The sequence below is a fragment of the Pseudomonas sp. BJa5 genome, assembly GCF_030272875.2.
Taxonomy (GTDB): domain Bacteria; phylum Pseudomonadota; class Gammaproteobacteria; order Pseudomonadales; family Pseudomonadaceae; genus Aquipseudomonas.
In genome coordinates this window covers 14,699-30,641 of sequence record NZ_JALRNG020000018.1, presented here as the reverse complement: position 1 = coordinate 30,641, position 15,943 = coordinate 14,699, and the positions used below count along the sequence as shown (strand labels likewise).

Genomic DNA, 15,943 nt, shown 5'->3' with positions numbered 1-15,943 from the left:
GATGGCCGCGCCAATCGCCATGCCGATCGCGCACGCGAAGGCAGCACCTCGCGCCGGTGTGTCCCTGGGAGATCGACTGTTCGTGGTCGGCGGCAAGTGGCTGTTGCTGCTTCTGCTCACCGTCGCTGTGCTGATGCCGCTGCTGGCGATCTTCTGGCGCGGCTTCAGCAGTGACGCCGGGCAGGGCGGTGGCCTGGTCGCCGCCCGTGAGTTGTTCGCCAGCGCCAACTTCCACTGGCTGCTGGGCAACAGCCTCAAGGTGTCGCTCAGTGTCGCGGCCATTGTCGTGCCGCTGGCCTACCTGTTCGCCTACGCCCTGCAGCGTACGCTGATCCCGGCCAAGGGCCTGTGGCGGGGCATCTCGCTGCTGCCGTTGCTGGCGCCGTCGATGCTGCCGGCCATTGCCCTGGTGTACCTGTTCGGCAACCAGGGGCTGCTGCGCGGGCTGCTCAGCGACAATATCTATGGCTTCTGGGGCATCGTCCTCGGCGAGGCCATCTACACCTTTCCCCATGCCCTGATGATCCTGCTCTCGGCCCTGTCGCTGGCCGATGCACGCCTGTTCGATGCTGCCTCGAGCATGGGCGCCGGCCCCTGGCGCGCCTTCCACAGCATTACCTGGCCGGCCACCCGCCAAGCCGTGTTCGCGGCCTTCTGCCTGGTGTTCACCCTGACCATCACCGACTTCGGTGTGCCGGTGGTGGTCGGTGGCGACTATCAGGTGCTGGCGCTGGAAGCCTACAAGGCCGTGGTCGGCCAGCAGCAGTTCGGTCGTGGTGCGTTGATCGGCATGGTGCTGCTGGTGCCGGCGCTGCTCAGCTTTGCCGTCGATGCCTGGCTGCGTCGCCGCCAGGGCGACGCCATGAGCGGCCGCGCCCAGGTGTTCCAGCCGCAGCCTTCGCGCCGTCGCGATGCCTGCTTCATGGCCCTGGTGTTGCTGGTGTGCGCGGTGTTGCTGCTGGTGGTGGGCATGGCGGTGTACTCGTCGCTGGTCACGTTCTGGCCCTACAACCTGTCGCTGTCGCTCAAGCACTATCAGTTCGACGAAACCGCAGGAGGCGGCTGGCTGGCCTATCGCAACAGCCTGACCATGGCCCTGGGCACCGCCCTGATCGGCAGTGCGGTGATCTTCACCGGCGCCTACCTGATGGAGAAGACCAAGGGCCAGCGTGCGCTCAACCTGCTGCTGCGCCTGCTCAGCTTCGTGCCGATGGCGGTGCCGGGCCTGGTCCTGGGCCTGGGCTACGTGTTCTTCTTCAACCTGACCAGCAACCCCCTGCATGTGTTCTACGGCAGCATGGCGCTGCTGGTGGTGTGCACCATCGCCCACTACCTGACCACCGCGCAGATGACCGCGACCACCGCCCTGCGCCAGCTCGATGGCGAGTTCGAGGCCGCCGCGCTGTCGCTCAAGGCGCCGCTGTACCGGCACTTTCTGCGGGTCACCGTACCGATCTGCCTGCCGGCGCTGCTGGACATCATCCGCTACCTGTTCGTCTCGGCGATGACCACGGTGTCGGCGGCGATCTTCCTCTACAGCCCCGACACCATCCTCGCCGCCGTCGCCGTGTTGAACATGGACGACGCCGGCAACGTCGGTGGCGCCGCGGCGATGTCGACCCTGATCCTTTTGACCAGCGCGAGTGTCTCGCTGCTCCTGGCCTGGGCCTCGCGCGGCCTGCTGCAACGTTCCCAGGCCTGGCGCCAGCGCGCGCCGGGTCACTGATTGCCCTACCCACCCCCTGTACCGTTCAAAGGAGCCGCATCATGTTCAAGCCACTTGCTCTTGCCGCTGCCGTCCTCACTGCGTTCAGCCTGCAGGCCACTGCCGCCGACACCCAGCTGACGGTCTACACCGCACTTGAAGCCGAACAGCTCAAGAGCTACAAGCAGGCCTTCGAAAAAGCCAACCCGGATATCGAGATCAAATGGGTGCGCGACTCCACCGGCATCATCACCGCCAAGCTGCTGGCCGAGAAAGACCGCCCGCAGGCCGATGCGGTGTGGGGCCTGGCCGCCTCCAGCCTGGCGATCCTCGACCAGCAGGGCATGCTGCAACGCTATGCGCCCAAGGATCTGGACAAGATCGGCAACAACTACCGCGATGCCGCCAACCCACCGGCCTGGGTCGGCATGGACGTGTGGGCCGCGACCATCTGCTTCAACACCATCGAAGCCGAGAAGCAGGGCCTGACCAAGCCAGTGAGCTGGCAGGACCTGACCAAGCCTGAGTACAAGGGCAAGATCGTCATGCCCAACCCGGCGTCCTCCGGCACCGGCTTCCTGGATGTCAGCGCCTGGCTGCAGACCTTCGGCGACAAGCAGGGCTGGCAATACATGGACGACCTGCACCAGAACATCGGCCAGTACGTTCACTCCGGTTCCAAGCCGTGCAAGCTGGCGGCCGCGGGCGAGTTCCCGATCGGTATTTCCTTCGAATACCCGGCGGTGCAGCTCAAGCGCCAGGGTGCGCCGCTGGATATCGTCCTGCCCAAGGAAGGCCTGGGCTGGGAGATCGAAGCCACCGCCGTGCTCAAGGGCAGCAAGCATGAAGACGCCGCCAAGCGCCTGGCCGACTTCTCGGCAAGCCCGGCGGCCATGGAGCTGTACAAGGAAAACTTCGCCGTGCTGGCCCAGCCGGGCATCGCCAAGCCGCAGACCGAACTGCCGGCCGACTACGAACAGCGCCTGATCAAGAACGACTTCGCCTGGGCCTCGCAGAACCGCGACAAGATCCTGGCCGAATGGCGCCAGCGCTATGACGGCAAGTCGGAGAAGGTGGCGCAGCAGTAAGACCGCGCTGCATTCATCGCGGGGCAAGCCCGCGCCTACACCCGGGTGGAGCGGGCGTGCCCCGCGATAAAGGCACCCCCCAAACGGAAGGGAGCCACATGAACGATTTAATGATGGTCGGCGCCGGCATCCTCGGCCTCTCCCATGCCTATGCCGCCGCCCGGCGCGGGCTCAAGGTGCGTGTCATCGAGCGCAGCGCCACACCTTTGGGCGCCTCGGTGCGCAACTTCGGCCAGGCCCTGGTCACCGGCCAGCCGCCGGGCGAGATGCTCGACCTGGCCCGGGCCAGCCGCGGCATCTGGGCGCACTGGTCGCGCCAGGCCGGCTTCGAGCTCAAGAGCAACGGTTCGCTGCTGTTCGCCCGTACGGCCCTTGAGCAGGACCTGCTCGAAACCTTCTGCGCCGAACGCGCCGTGACCCATGGCTACAAGGTCGAGCTGCTGTCCGGCGCCGCACTCAATGACCTGTACGGCGGCCAGTTCCGCCATCACCGCGCCGCCTTGCGCGGGCTGGAAGACCAGCAACTGTATTCCCGCGAGGCCATCCCGACCCTGATCCGCTTCCTGCAACAGGAACTGGAGGTCGAGTTCCATTTTTCCACCCTGGCGCGAGGCATCGAGCCGGGCCGGTTGTCGACCACTGCCGGCGACTTCAGCGCAGGAGAAATCGTGGTCTGCTCCGGGCACGACTACCAGACCCTGCTCGCCGAACCCATCGCCGAGCTGCGACCCCGGGTCTGCCGTTTGCAGATGCTGCGAGCCCGACCACGCTTCGCCCTGAACTTGCAGCATGCCCTGCTCACGGGCCTGAGCTGCGTGCACTACGGCGCCTTCGCCGACCTGCCCCAGGCCCAGGCCCTCAAGGCGCAGTTGCAGGCCGACAGTCCACACTTGCTTGCGCACGGCATCCACCTGCTGATCAGCCCGACGCCCCATGGCGAACTGATCATCGGCGACTCCCATGCCTATGGCAGCAATGCCTCACCCTTCAATGCCGAGCAGGTCGACAACTGGATGATCGAACTGGCCGAGCACACCCTCGGCGGTCGGATCGAGGTGGTCGAGCGCTGGCAAGGCGTCTATGGTTCTGGCGGGCCTGCGCCGTTTTCGCTGCTGCAGGTAGCGCCGGGCATCAGTGCGGCACTGATGCACAGCGGCGTCGGCATGAGCGTCGGCCCGGCCCTGGCCGAGCGGCATATCGCCCGGCTGTTCAACGAACACACCTGAGGGGATAACAATGAGAACGGCCGAACAGGTTGTCAGCGAGATCTTTGCCCTGTACCAGCGCCATGGTGATGAAGACTACATCGGCGAGCCGGTGTCGCAACTGGAGCACATGTCCCAGGCGGCGCAACTGGCGCTGGACGAAGGCTACGACGATGAAGTGGTGCTGGCGGCGTTTTTCCATGACATCGGCCATATCTGCGGCGGCGCCGAAGGTGACATGGGCGGCTACGGCGTGGTCAGTCACGAACAGGTTGGCGCCAACTACCTGCGTCGTTGCGGGTTCAGCGAGCGCCTGGCGACCTTGGTGCAGTACCACGTCGAGGCCAAGCGCTACCTGACGTTGCGCAAGCCCGGCTACTACCAGCGCCTGAGCGAAGCCAGCCGTCGCACCCTGGAATACCAGGGCGGGGTGATGAGCGAGGCCGAGGCCGATGCCTTCGAGCGCGACCCGCTGTGCAGTGTGAGCCTGCGCATGCGTGAGTGGGATGAGCTGGCCAAGGAGATGAATGTGCCGGTGATCGACCTTGAGCTGCTCAAGGGTAAGGCGCTGGCGTTGTTGCATTGAGTGTGGCGGCCTTATCGCGGGGCAAGCCCGCTCCCACCTTGCCCCGCGATAAGGCCCTAAAGCTCCAGCACCAGACTATCGATCTGCTCCTGGCGCTCTACCTGGTTGACCTTCGCCCCGGGATTGAGCGACGACCACTGCGGATGCGCCCGTGCCTTGTTCAAGGCCTCCGGTAATTTGCCTTCCCGCCAGCTCTGCTCCTGCGGCGCACTCAACTTGATCCGCTCCATCGCCGCATGCCCGCGGCTGTCCAGCGCCTGGATCAACTGATGCTGACGCAGCGCCAGCAGGCGCAGCACACTGTCGTCCACCGTCAACTCGCGCTGCCCCTTGAGCTTGCCGAGCAGGCGCGAGCCGTAACTGCGCGCGGTCTGCAGCGCCCCACCGGCAATCGCGCCGGCCAGGGCCGCGGCCCCGAGGGTCAGGCCGCCGACCAGCAGGTCGACACCGGCACCCGCCGCCGCTCCGGCCGCAACGCCACTGCCCAGGCGCACACCCAGCTGCTTGAGGGTCTCCGGGTTGAACAGGTCATCGCCCCAGCGCCCGTCGAGCAGCGGCAATTCACTGGCGCTGGCGTCGTCCTTGCGAAAGGCATACAGCTTGAGCAGAGCCTCGACACAGCGTTGTTCACGCTGGCGAATGTCCCGGCGCAAGGCGTCGATGGCGGCGGCTTCGGCGGCAGGCTCGGCGACCACGCTGCGCCGGCAGGCCGCGCAGTCGAGCAGCAGTTCGGCGATCAGGCGCTTGCCGCTGAGCTGGCGGGCCAGGCGTTGGGCCTGCTGATCGTCGATAAGGCGCTGCAGCGCCGGGCGGGATTTTTCCAGCATCAGCGCCAGGCTTTCATACAGGCGGCGTTCGCCATCCTCCGGCGGCGCGACGCTGTCGAAGCGCACCAGCGCATGCAGGCCCAGCCGGGCCAGGGCCTCGCGCCAGGCGGGCTCGCGATGGTCGCTGCTGGCAACGAAGTTGAGTACCGGCAACAGCGGCTTGCCGCAGCCGGCGAGCACTTCCAGCTCATCCCGGTATTTGGCCAGCACCGGCTCGCGGGCGTCGATCACATACAGGCCGGCATCGCTGGCCAGCAGCTGGCGCAGCACCTTGGCTTCCTGTTCGAAACGCTGGCGGGCTTCGCTGCCCTGGAGAAAACGCTCCAGCCGGGCCGGGCCGTCGAGGCGTTCGCCCGGTCGCTCCAGGCGTTCGAGGTAGTCGAGCAGGGCGATGGCATCTTCCAGGCCGGGGGTGTCATACAGCTCCAGCAAGGGTTCGCCGTCCACCGACAGGCGCGCACCTTCCACGTGCCGGGTGGTGCTGGGCCGGTGGGAGACTTCGCCAAAGCCGACATCGCGGGTCAGGGTGCGCAGCAGCGAGGTCTTGCCGACATTGGTGTGGCCGACCACGGCCAGTTTCAGCGGCTTAGTCATGGCCATGCTCCAGCCAGTTCAGCGGGGCGCTGTCGGCGTACTCCAGGCCCAGTTGCTCCAGGGCCTGGTGCCAGTCGCCCAGGCGATCGGCATCCAGCGCCTGGCCAGGCAGTGCCTGCAGCAACCAGATGCGGGTGGCAGCGGCATTGCGCGCAAGCTCGGCGAGCAACGCCAGGCTGCCGCGATCTGGCGAGCGGCGTGGGTCGCAGGCGATGGCCAGGCGCGCCGGTGGAAAGCGGCTGAGCTGTTCCAGCAACTTGTTGCGTGATTCGCGGCTGTCGAGGACGCCGGCGTTGCCGACACTGTGGGGTAACGCAGGCGGCCAGGGACGCTCATCGTCCAGTTCCAGGCCCACCAGCAAGGCGCCTTCGCTGCTGGCTTCGCCTGCGCCACGAACAATCTGCGGCAAGGCTTCGGGCGCGGCATCGTTGACGCCCAGGCGCTCGCTGCTGGGCATCAAGGCTTCGCGCAGTTGGCTGTAGCCGGGCAGGTTGAGGTCCAGGCGAAGCTGGTTGCGGCCGCGGCGCCAGCGCCACAGGCACAAGGCGGCCAGCACCAGGCGCGGGAGGATGCCGAACACCAGCAGCACCCCGAGGAGCCAGCCGGCCCAGGCCTGGCGGGCCAGCTCCAGGGCCGGTTGGCTGTCGCCGCTGGCGCGGATCATGTCGATATCCGGCACGCTGAAACCGAGCAGGGCGGGCAGGGCGCCCAAGGCCTGGGTCAGGGCGATGAAGGTGTCGGCGCCGAGAATGGTGGTTTCCCAGACGAAGCCGTAGCGGCGGGTGGCGAGCAGGACCAGCAGCATCACCAGGGCCGTGCCCAGGGCGACCAGCCACAGGCCGTGGACCAGCAGCCCGAGCAGCCAGCGGCTGAGCTTCTGGCGTTGCAGCAACACCAGCAGGGCGGGTGCGAGGTGCGCGGCCTGGGCATCGCGGGCGAACTTTTCACTGAGCCACAGCCACAGCCGACCGAGGGTCGCCCCTTGTTCGCCAGCGAAGAAAAAGCCCAGGGCCCAGCCCAGCAGCAACAGCAGGTTCAAACCCAGCAGGCTGCCCAGGGCCCAGAACACATTCACCGGACGCTGGCTGTCGCCCAGGGCCGCCAGTGCCAGGCCGGCGCCGCTGGTCACGGCAAGCACCAGCAACAGCGCCAGGGCCAGGCGCGCACCCTGTTTCCAGTGCTGCAGGGCACTGCGCATGCCGTCGCGTTCGGCCAGCCACAGGGCGCGGTGCTCAATGCGCGCCGGCAGATCGCCGCCCAGTTGCCGGGCCCGGCGGTTGGCCTCCTGGTCTTCCAGGGGGCCTGCATGTTCTTCGCGCAGGCGCACCGCCTCGGTGAGCCAGCGTTTGTCCAGGTCGGTCAGTGCAGTCACGCGTTCTTCCATTGATCAAGCCAGCTCAAAGCATAACCCAGGCACCGAAGATCGGGCTTTGCTATCCTCGCCGGCATGAAAACATCACTCCCCTTAAGCCTGATCGCGGCGCTTGCCGACAACCGCGTGATCGGCATCGACAACCGCATGCCCTGGCACTTGCCGGGGGATTTCAAGTACTTCAAGGCCACCACCCTGGGCAAGCCGATCATCATGGGTCGCAAGACCTGGGATTCGCTCGGCCGGCCGTTGCCCGGCCGCCTGAACCTGGTGGTCAGCCGCCAGCCGGGGCTGCAACTGGAAGGCGCCGAAGTGTTCGCCTCGCTGGATGAAGCCATGGTTCGCGCCGAGCAGTGGGCATTGGCGCAAGGCGTCGATGAGCTGATGCTGATTGGCGGTGCGCAGCTGTATACCCAGGCGATCGAGCGTGGCCTGGCGGACCGGCTGTACCTGACCCGGGTGGAGCTGAGCCCGGAAGGGGATGCGTGGTTCCCCGAGTTCGATGCGGCGCAGTGGACACTGGCCTCGACCCAGGCCAACCCGGCCGAAGGTGACAAGCCGGCGTATCACTTCGAGGTCTGGGACAAGGCCTGAAATGCATCGCGGGGCAAGCCCGCTCCCACACACACCTGTAGGAGCGGGCTTGCCCCGCGATGAAGTCCTCGAAGGTCTCAGGAATGCGACAGCTGCGCATGCTCCTGGGCCTCTAGCAGCGACTTGTCGGTCTGCTTGAGCATCTGGCTGGTAATCGCCCCGGCCGTCATCGAACCATTCACGTTCAGCGCCGTACGGCCCATGTCGATCAGCGGCTCCACCGAAATCAGCAAGGCCACCAGCTCCACCGGCAGGCCCATGGCTGGCAGCACGATCAGCGCGGCAAAGGTCGCACCGCCGCCCACGCCGGCCACACCGGCCGAGCTCAGGGTAACGATGGCCACCAGGGTGGCGATCCACAGCGGGTCCAGCGGGTCGATCCCGACCGCCGGCGCCACCATCACCGCCAGCATGGCCGGGTACAGGCCGGCGCAACCGTTCTGGCCGATGGTCGCGCCGAACGAGGCGGCGAAGCTGGCGATCGATTGCGGAATGCCCAGGCGACGGGTTTGCGCCTCGATGCTCAGCGGAATGCTGGCGGCGCTGGAGCGGCTGGTGAAGGCGAAGGTCAGTACCGGCCAGACCTTGCGGAAGAAGCGCAGCGGGTTGACGCCACCGAGCGCCAGCAGCACGCCGTGGACCACGAACATCAGGCCCAGGCCGATATAGGACACCACCACGAAGCTACCGAGCTTGAGGATGTCGTCCAGGTTCGAGCTGGCGACCACCTTGGTCATCAGCGCCAGCACACCGTACGGGGTCAGCTTCATGACCAGGCGCACCAGGCGCATCACCCAGGCTTGCAGGGTGTCGATGGCGGCCAGGGCGCGGTTGCCCTTTTCCGCATCGTCCTTGAGCAGCTGCAGGGCGGCCATGCCGAGGAACACGGCAAAGATCACCACGCTGATGATCGAGGTCGGCTTGGCCCGGGCCAGGTCGCCCACCGGGTTGCTGGGGATGAACGACAACAGCAGTTGCGGGATATTCAGGTCGGCGACCTTGCCCACGTAATCGTTCTGGATGGCCTGCATCCGCGCGGTTTCGGCCGTGCCGGCCACCAGGCCCTCGGCCGTGAGGCCGAACAGGTTGGTCAGGACGATGCCGATCAGCGCGGCGATGGCCGTGGTGAACAGCAGGGTGCCGATGGTCAGGAAGCTGATCTTGCCCAGCGACGAGGCGTTGTGCAGGCGGGCCACGGCGCTGAGGATCGAGGCGAAGATCAGCGGCATGACGATCATCTGCAGCAATTGCACGTAGCCGTTGCCGACCAGGTCGAGCCAGCTGATGGTGGCCTTGAGCACCGGGTGGCCAGCGCCGTAGATGGCATGCAGGACCGCGCCGAACACGACCCCGAGGACCAGGCCGACCAAAACCTTCTTGGCCAGGCTCCAGTTGCCATGGCGGGTTTGTGCCAGGCCTAGCAACAACGCCAGGAACGCCAGCAGATTGAGTGACAACGGCAGATTCATTGAAGCTCCAGGGAAAAGGCGGGGGCATCGCCTCTGTGTGCGATTGCGAACAGAAATGCTAACAGCATGAAAACCAACGAATTTATATCAATAGGTTATTTGCATAGTCGTTTTTGGAATATAAGCAGGTCGCAATCAGCAATGTCGACGCCGCGCAGGCACCCGTGGGCGTCGCTGTCAGGCCGGGGGCAGCATCGCGCTTTGGCTAGCGTGGGCGGGCCACTTTTCAGGAGAAATGCACATGACGTCTGCTCCGAAAATCCTCGCCGCCGGCCTTGCCCTGTTGTTGGCCGGGCACAGCTGGGCTGCCGAGCTCAAGCATTGGCCCGCGCCGGCCGCCAAGCAACTGGACGCGATGATCGCCGCCAATGCCAACCAGGGTAACTACGCCGTTTTCGACATGGACAACACCAGCTACCGCTTCGACCTCGAAGAGTCGCTGTTGCCGTTCATGGAGAACAAGGGCCTGCTCACCCGGGAAAAACTCGACCCTTCGCTCAAGCTGATGCCGTTCAAGGACACTGCCGAACACAAGGAAAGCCTGTTCAGTTACTACTACCGGCTGTGCGAAATCGATGACATGGTCTGCTACCCCTGGGTCGCCCAGGTGTTTTCCGGCTTCACCCTGAAGGAGCTCAAAGGCTATGTCGACGAGCTGATGGCCTCCGGCAAGCGGGTCCCCAGCACCTACTACGAGGGGGATGTGGTCAAGTCCATCGAGGTGCAGCCGCCGAAGGTGTTCACCGGCCAGACCGAGCTGTTCAACAAGCTGATGGCCAACGGCATCGAGGTGTACGTCATGACCGCCGCCTCGGAAGAGCTGGTGCGCATGGTCGCCTCGGACCCCAGGTACGGCTACAACGTCAAACCGCAGAACGTCATCGGCGTCAGCCTGCTGCTCAAGGACCGCGACAGCGGCGCCCTGACCACCGCGCGCAAGCAGATCAGCGCCGGCCAGTATGACCCGCAGGCCAACCTGGGCCTGGAGCTGACCCCCTACCTGTGGACACCGGCTACCTGGATGGCGGGCAAGCAGGCGGCCATCCTCACCTATATCGATCAATGGAAGAAGCCGGTGCTGGTCGGTGGCGACACCCCCAGCAGCGATGGCTACATGCAGTTTCACAGCGTCGATGTGGACAAGGGCGGCATCCACCTGTGGATAAACCGCAAGGCCAAGTACATGGACCAGATCAACGGCATGATCGCCAAGAACGCTGCGGCCCAGGCCGAGCTGGGGCTGCCGGTGACGGCGGACAAGAACTGGGTGATCGTGACGCCGGAGCAGATTCAGTAGTGAGCGGTCGCGGGGCAAGCCCGCTCCCACAGAACAGGTTCAGCGTTTGTTCAGGCCCTTGGCCAACCGGTCGCCACCCAGCTGGATCAGGGCCACCAGCACCACCAGCATGACGATCACGGTCAGCATGATCTGGCTGTCGAAGCGCTGGTAGCCGTAGCGGTAGGCGATGTCGCCCAGGCCACCGGCACCGATGGCGCCGGCCATGGCCGAGGAGTTGATCATGGTCACCAGGGTGATGGTGAAGCCGCCGACGATGCCCGGCAGGGCCTCGGGCAGCAACACGTGCCAGACGATGTGCCAACGTTTGCAGCCCATGGCCTGGGCCGCTTCGATCAGGCCGTGGTCAACCTCGCGCAGGCTGACCTCGGCGATCCGCGCAAAGAACGGGGTGGCGGCGATGGTCAGGGGCACCACCGCGGCCCAGACGCCGTAGGTGGTGCCGACGATCAGGCGGGTGAAGGGAATCAGCGCCACCATCAGGATCAGGAAGGGGATCGAGCGGAACAGGTTGACGAAGGCGCCCAGCACCCGGTTCAGGGTCGGTGCCTCGAAGATCCCGCCCTTGCCGCTGGTGACCAGGATCACCGCCAGCGGTATGCCAGCCAGCAGGGCGATCAGCGAGGACACGCCGACCATCAGCAGGGTGTCGAGCACACCCTGGAGCAAGCGATCAGTCCACATAACCCAGTACCTCCACCTGTGTGGCCCACTGCCGTGCCCGTTCGATGACTTGCTCATGGCTGTGCGGCGAGTTCGCCACCGACACCAGCAATTGCCCCAGGGGCCTGCCCTGGATGGCTTCGATGCCGCCTTGCAGCAGGCTGATGCGCCCGCCCAGGCTGTTGAACAAGGTGGACAGCTCCGGCGCCTGGCGCTCAGTGCCGCTGACCTTGAGGTTGAGAATCAGCGCCGCTTCGGCACTGGCCGGCTGCGCCTTCAAGCGTGCCTGCAGGGTGGCCGGTACGGCAGCTTGCAGGGGCGCGAGCAAGGTCTTGCTGACCTCATGCTGCGGGTCGCCGAATACCTGCCAGACCGCGCCTTGCTCGACGATGCGACCGCGTTCGAGCACCACCACCCGCTGACAGATGTCGCGGATCACCGCCATCTCGTGGGTGATCAGGACGATGGTCAGGCCCAGGCGCTGGTTGATGTCGCGCAGCAGTTCGAGGATCGAGGCGGTGGTCTCCGGGTCGAGTGCCGAGGTGGCCTCGTCGCACAGGAGGATGTCCGGGTCGTGCACCAGGGCCCGGGCGATGCCCACGCGTTGCTTCTGCCCGCCGGACAGTTGCGCCGGGTAGACGTGGTGCTTGTGCGCAAGGCCCACCAGTTCCAGCAGCTCGGCGACCTTGCGCTGGCGCTGCGCCTTGGGCACGCCGGCCACCTTCAACGGCAGCTCGACGTTCTGCCACACGGTCTTGGCCGACATCAGGTTGAAGTGCTGGAAGATCATGCCGATGCGCCGGCGCAGGTTGACCAGCCGCTCCTCATCGAACCCGCCGATGTCCACCTGGTCGATCAGCACCCGTCCGCTGGAGGGTTGCTCGAGGCGGTTGATGGTGCGGATCAGCGAGGATTTGCCGGCGCCGCTGCGACCGATGATGCCGAAGATCTCGCCGCGCTGGATATTCAGGTCGATGCCTTCCAGCGCGGCGCTGGCCTGGCCCGGGTAGGTCTTGCCCAGGCCGATGAAGCGTACATGGGCGTTGTTCAGTTCAGGGTGCAGGGCCCGTTGCCGGTCCTTGTGCAGTGGCGCCAGGGGTTGCCCCGCAGGCGCCCGTCGGGCGGTGGCGGTGCTCATCTCAGCTCTCCCAGCCAGGTTGGTAGAGCTTGCCGTGGGCCTTGTCCAGGGCGGCGCGTACGGCGGGCGAGTGCTGGTAGATGTCGATGAACTTCACCAGGCGCGGATCATCCTTGGTCTGTGGCCGGATGACGAACTGGATCACGTACTCCTTGTGATCGAGGCCGTCGAACAGCAGGGCGGAGCCGGCGTCGAAGGTGTTGGCCAGGCGGATGTAGGCCGGGTAGCCCTGGACCAGGTCGGCATCGTCGTAGGCGCGCACCAGTTGCACGGCCTCGACCTGGAGGATCTTCAGCTGTTTCGGGTTGGCGACGATGTCGTCCTCGGTGGCCTTGTAGCCGACGCCGGGCTTGAGGCTGATCAGGCCGGCCTTGGCCAGCAGTTGCAGGCCGCGGCCGCTGTTGATCGGGTCATTGGCGATGGCCACGCTGGCACCCTGGGGCAGCTCGTCGAAGCTTTTGTACTTTTTCGAGTACAGGCCGACGTTGTTGATGATCCCCGGGGCAACGGGCACCAGGTCGAAACCGGCGGCGGCCTTGGCGTTTTCCAGGAAGGGGATGTGCTGGAAGTAGTTCACGTCGATGTCGCCGCTGGCCAGGCTCACATTCGGTGCGATCCAGTCGCTGAACTCGATCAGCTCGACCTTCAGGCCCTGCTTTTTCGCTTCGCCGACGGCGGCTTCCAGGGGGATGGCGAAGGCGGCGGTGGTGCCGATTTTCAAGGGTGCATCGGCTGCCTGGGCAGCACCGAACAGGCCCAGGGTCAGGGCGATGGCCGCTACGGGGCGGGCAAGAAAGGTCTTAAGCATGCTGTGGCGCTCCGGTCGGGGTGGTGTGGCGATAGCTGGCGCCGGGATGGTCGGCGGGCAGATGGGGCTGGTCGCTGTTGAAGAGTTTTTCGCGCAGGCTGCCGGGTTCGTAGGCGGTCTTGTAGGAACCACGGCGCTGCAATTCGGGGATCACCAGGTCGATGAAGTCGACATAGCTTTCCGGGGTGACGGTGCGGGTCAGGTTGAAGCCGTCCAGGCCGGTTTCCTCGATCCAGCTTTCCAGTTCGTCGGCGACCTGGGTGGGTGAGCCGACCAGAGTGATGTAGCGGCCGCCCAGGGCGTGCTGGTCGAGCAGCTTGCGCCGGGTCCAGTCGTTGTTCTGCAAGGTCTTGGTCGCCGACTGGATGGCGTTGCTTTTCACGTACTGGATCGGCTCGTCCAGCTCATAGGCGGAGAAGTCGATGCCGGTAGAGCTGGAGAAGTGCGCAACGCCGGCCTCGGCGCTGGCATGGCGCAGGTACTCGGCGTGCTTGGCCCGGGCCTGCTCTTCGCTGCGGGCGACGATCACGGTCAGGCCCATGAACACCTTGATCGCTTGTGGATCGCGCCCGGCGGCCACGGCGGCGGCACGCACCTTGTCGACCTGGGCGCGGGTCGCGGCCTTGTTCTGGCCACTGATGAACACGCATTCGGCATGGTTGCCGGCGAACGCCAGGCCGCGCTCGGAGCTGCCGGCCTGGAACAGTACCGGCGTGCGCTGCGGCGAAGGCTCGCACAGGTGGTAGCCCTCGACCCGGTAGAACTCGCCCTGGTGCTGCACCTTGTGAACCTTGTCGGGTTGGGCGTAGACCCGCTGGTGGCGGTCGTTGAGCACCGCGCCGTCTTCCCAGCTGCCTTCCAGCAGCTTGTACAGCACCTGCATGTATTCGTCGGCCTGGTCGTAGCGCCGGTCATGCTCGACCTGCTGCGTGAGGCCCATGGCCCGGGCGGCGCTGTCCAGGTAGCCGGTGACGATGTTCCAGCCGACCCGGCCACGGCTCAGGTGGTCGAGGGTCGAGAGCTTGCGGGCGAACAGGTACGGCGCCTCGTAGGTCAGGTTGGCGGTCAGGCCGAAACCCAGGTGGCGGGTTACCGCGGCCATGGCCGAGACCAGCAGCAGGGGGTCGTTGACCGGCAGCTGGATCGACTCCTTGAGCGGCACGTCCACCGAGTTCTGGTAGACGTCGTAGACCCCGACGATATCGGCGATGAACAAGCCGTCGAACAGTCCGCGTTCGAGCAACTGCGCCAGTTCGGTCCAGTACTCGATCGACGTGTACTGGCTGGAGGTGTCCCGTGGATGGGTCCACAGGCCGTGGTTGATGTGCCCGATGCAGTTCATGTTGAAGGCATTGAGCAGGATCTTCTTCTTGGCCATCAGATGGTCCCCCGCAGCGGTGGGTTCTCATCGTTGAGGTAGTAGTTGCCGATGGCGTGGTACTTCCAGCGCACCGGGTCGTGCAGGGTGTGCACCCGGGCGTTGCGCCAGTGGCGGTCCAGGCCATGTTCGGCGAGGGTGGCCTGGCTGCCGGCCAGTTCGAACAGGGTGGTGCCGGCGGCCAGGGAAATTTCGGTGCTGATCGCCCGCGCTTCGGCCACGGCGATGGAAGCGGCGGCCACGGTGCTGGCGTCGGGTGCTGCCTGGGCGCGGTCGAGGAATTCGCCGGCGCGTTCGAGCAGTGCTTCGGCGGCGTGTAGGCGGATCGCCAGGTGGCCGAAGGACTTCAGGCTCAGCGGGTCGTCGCTGGCCTTGTCGCTGCCCGAATCGATCCAGGGCCGGCTGCGGCTGCGCACGAACTGCAGGGCGTCTTCGAAGGCGGCGCGGGCGATGCCGGTGTCGATGGCGGCGTGAAGGATCTGCGCCAGCGGGCCGACCGTGGTCGGGCGCTCGAACGCGCTCTGGAACGGCAGCACATCGTCAGCGCCGACCTGCACGTTGTCGAACACGACCGAGCCGCTGCCGGTGGTGCGCTGGCCGAAGCCGCTCCAGTCGTCGATCACCTTGAGCCCGGCGCTGTCGGCCGGCACGAAGGCCAGATGCTGCACGCCGTGTTCGTCCACCACCGAGGTGGGAATGCGCTGGGCGTAGAGGGCGCCGGTGGCGTAGAACTTGCGCCCGTTGATGCGGTAGCCGTCGCCATCACGGCTCAGCGCTGTGGTGCGGTCATGGGCGGTCTTGGTACCCAGCTCGGCCAGGGCGTTGCCGAAACGCTTGCCGGCCAGCACCTCGGCGTACAGGCGTTGCTGCTGTGCAGCGCTGCCGTTCACCCGCAGCACTTCCAACGCATAGAAGTGGTTCTGTGGAATCTGGCCCAGGGAGGCATCGGCCTGGGCGATGCGGGCGATGACCTTGGCCAGGGTGACGTTGGAAACACCCGCGCCGCCATATTCCTTGGGCACGCTGATGGCCCACAGGCCGGTGCGCGAGAACAGTGCCAGTTCCGGGTGCGGCAGGCGTCGTTCGCGGTCGCGCAGGGCGCTGTCACGGTGCAGTTCGCCGGCCAGTTCTTCGGCAACCTGCAAAGCCTGGGCGTCAGTGTGGATGACCGCGACGTGTTCGTGCGGTTGCGACAGAAAGCTCATAAAAAAGGCTCCAG

The 15,943-nt window shown here is 66.0% G+C and carries 14 protein-coding genes; 6 read left to right on the top strand and 8 right to left on the bottom strand.

All coding sequences use genetic code 11. The features are described 5' to 3' along the window. Nucleotide 1 precedes the first annotated feature (1 nt). The 4 genes from M2D63_RS12510 to M2D63_RS12495 all read left to right on the top strand — a co-directional run bounded on the left by M2D63_RS12510 (nt 2) and on the right by M2D63_RS12495 (nt 4,584). Nucleotides 2-1,726: a putative 2-aminoethylphosphonate ABC transporter permease subunit gene (locus M2D63_RS12510; RefSeq protein ID WP_285863234.1), complete on the top strand. Its 1,725-nt coding sequence runs from the start codon at nt 2-4 to the stop codon at nt 1,724-1,726. Between the two features lie 41 nt (nt 1,727-1,767). Beyond that, complete coding sequence (locus tag M2D63_RS12505) at nt 1,768-2,793, top strand: putative 2-aminoethylphosphonate ABC transporter substrate-binding protein (protein WP_285863233.1); 1,026 nt, start codon at nt 1,768-1,770, stop codon at nt 2,791-2,793. Between the two features lie 98 nt (nt 2,794-2,891). After that, a complete protein-coding gene (locus M2D63_RS12500; RefSeq protein WP_285863232.1) occupies nt 2,892-4,019 on the top strand; it encodes a TIGR03364 family FAD-dependent oxidoreductase in 1,128 nt (375 codons plus the stop codon). A gap of 10 nt (nt 4,020-4,029) precedes the next feature. Then, nucleotides 4,030-4,584 (top strand): phosphonate degradation HD-domain oxygenase, encoded by a 555-nt coding sequence (locus tag M2D63_RS12495; protein WP_285863231.1) that lies wholly within the window; start codon nt 4,030-4,032, stop codon nt 4,582-4,584. 56 nt (nt 4,585-4,640) lie between these two features. On the opposite strand, the gene M2D63_RS12490 is transcribed toward M2D63_RS12495, so the two are convergent. Both M2D63_RS12490 and M2D63_RS12485 read right to left on the bottom strand, forming a co-directional pair. Then, a complete protein-coding gene (locus M2D63_RS12490) occupies nt 4,641-6,005 on the bottom strand; it encodes a GTPase/DUF3482 domain-containing protein (RefSeq protein ID WP_285863230.1) in 1,365 nt (454 codons plus the stop codon). Further along, the gene (locus M2D63_RS12485) at nt 5,998-7,389 is read right to left on the bottom strand and encodes a DUF2868 domain-containing protein (protein WP_285863229.1); all 1,392 of its coding nucleotides are present in this window, start codon (nt 7,387-7,389) and stop codon (nt 5,998-6,000) included. The genes M2D63_RS12490 and M2D63_RS12485 overlap by 8 nt, the downstream gene beginning before the upstream one ends. Before the next feature lie 63 nt (nt 7,390-7,452). Between M2D63_RS12485 and M2D63_RS12480 the strand changes: the two genes are divergently transcribed. After that, on the top strand, nt 7,453-7,971 hold the full coding sequence (locus tag M2D63_RS12480) for a dihydrofolate reductase (RefSeq protein WP_285863228.1): 519 nt from the start codon (nt 7,453-7,455) through the stop codon (nt 7,969-7,971). A gap of 77 nt (nt 7,972-8,048) precedes the next feature. Here M2D63_RS12480 and M2D63_RS12475 read toward each other — a convergent pair whose 3' ends face one another. Beyond that, the gene (locus M2D63_RS12475) at nt 8,049-9,440 is read right to left on the bottom strand and encodes an L-cystine transporter (protein ID WP_285863227.1); all 1,392 of its coding nucleotides are present in this window, start codon (nt 9,438-9,440) and stop codon (nt 8,049-8,051) included. Between the two features lie 241 nt (nt 9,441-9,681). On the opposite strand from M2D63_RS12475, the gene M2D63_RS12470 reads away from it, so the two are divergent. Further along, the gene (locus M2D63_RS12470) at nt 9,682-10,737 is read left to right on the top strand and encodes a haloacid dehalogenase-like hydrolase (RefSeq protein WP_285863226.1); all 1,056 of its coding nucleotides are present in this window, start codon (nt 9,682-9,684) and stop codon (nt 10,735-10,737) included. A gap of 39 nt (nt 10,738-10,776) precedes the next feature. Here the strand turns inward: M2D63_RS12470 and M2D63_RS12465 are convergent, their stop codons facing one another. From M2D63_RS12465 to M2D63_RS12445, 5 genes are read right to left on the bottom strand one after another with little or no spacing between them, the layout of a single operon-like run. After that, on the bottom strand, nt 10,777-11,421 hold the full coding sequence (locus M2D63_RS12465; protein ID WP_285863225.1) for a methionine ABC transporter permease: 645 nt from the start codon (nt 11,419-11,421) through the stop codon (nt 10,777-10,779). After that, complete coding sequence (locus M2D63_RS12460; RefSeq protein ID WP_285863224.1) at nt 11,411-12,538, bottom strand: methionine ABC transporter ATP-binding protein; 1,128 nt, start codon at nt 12,536-12,538, stop codon at nt 11,411-11,413. Before M2D63_RS12460 ends, M2D63_RS12465 begins: the two co-directional genes overlap by 11 nt. 1 nt (nt 12,539) lies before the next feature. Further along, nucleotides 12,540-13,346, bottom strand: a complete 807-nt coding sequence (locus tag M2D63_RS12455) for a MetQ/NlpA family ABC transporter substrate-binding protein (RefSeq protein ID WP_285863223.1) — start codon at nt 13,344-13,346, stop codon at nt 12,540-12,542. Beyond that, nucleotides 13,339-14,724, bottom strand: coding sequence for an LLM class flavin-dependent oxidoreductase (locus tag M2D63_RS12450; protein ID WP_285863222.1), 1,386 nt, complete (start codon nt 14,722-14,724; stop codon nt 13,339-13,341). Before M2D63_RS12450 ends, M2D63_RS12455 begins: the two co-directional genes overlap by 8 nt. After that, on the bottom strand, nt 14,724-15,929 hold the full coding sequence (locus tag M2D63_RS12445; protein WP_285863221.1) for an SfnB family sulfur acquisition oxidoreductase: 1,206 nt from the start codon (nt 15,927-15,929) through the stop codon (nt 14,724-14,726). Before M2D63_RS12445 ends, M2D63_RS12450 begins: the two co-directional genes overlap by 1 nt. Nucleotides 15,930-15,943: the final 14 nt, after the last annotated feature.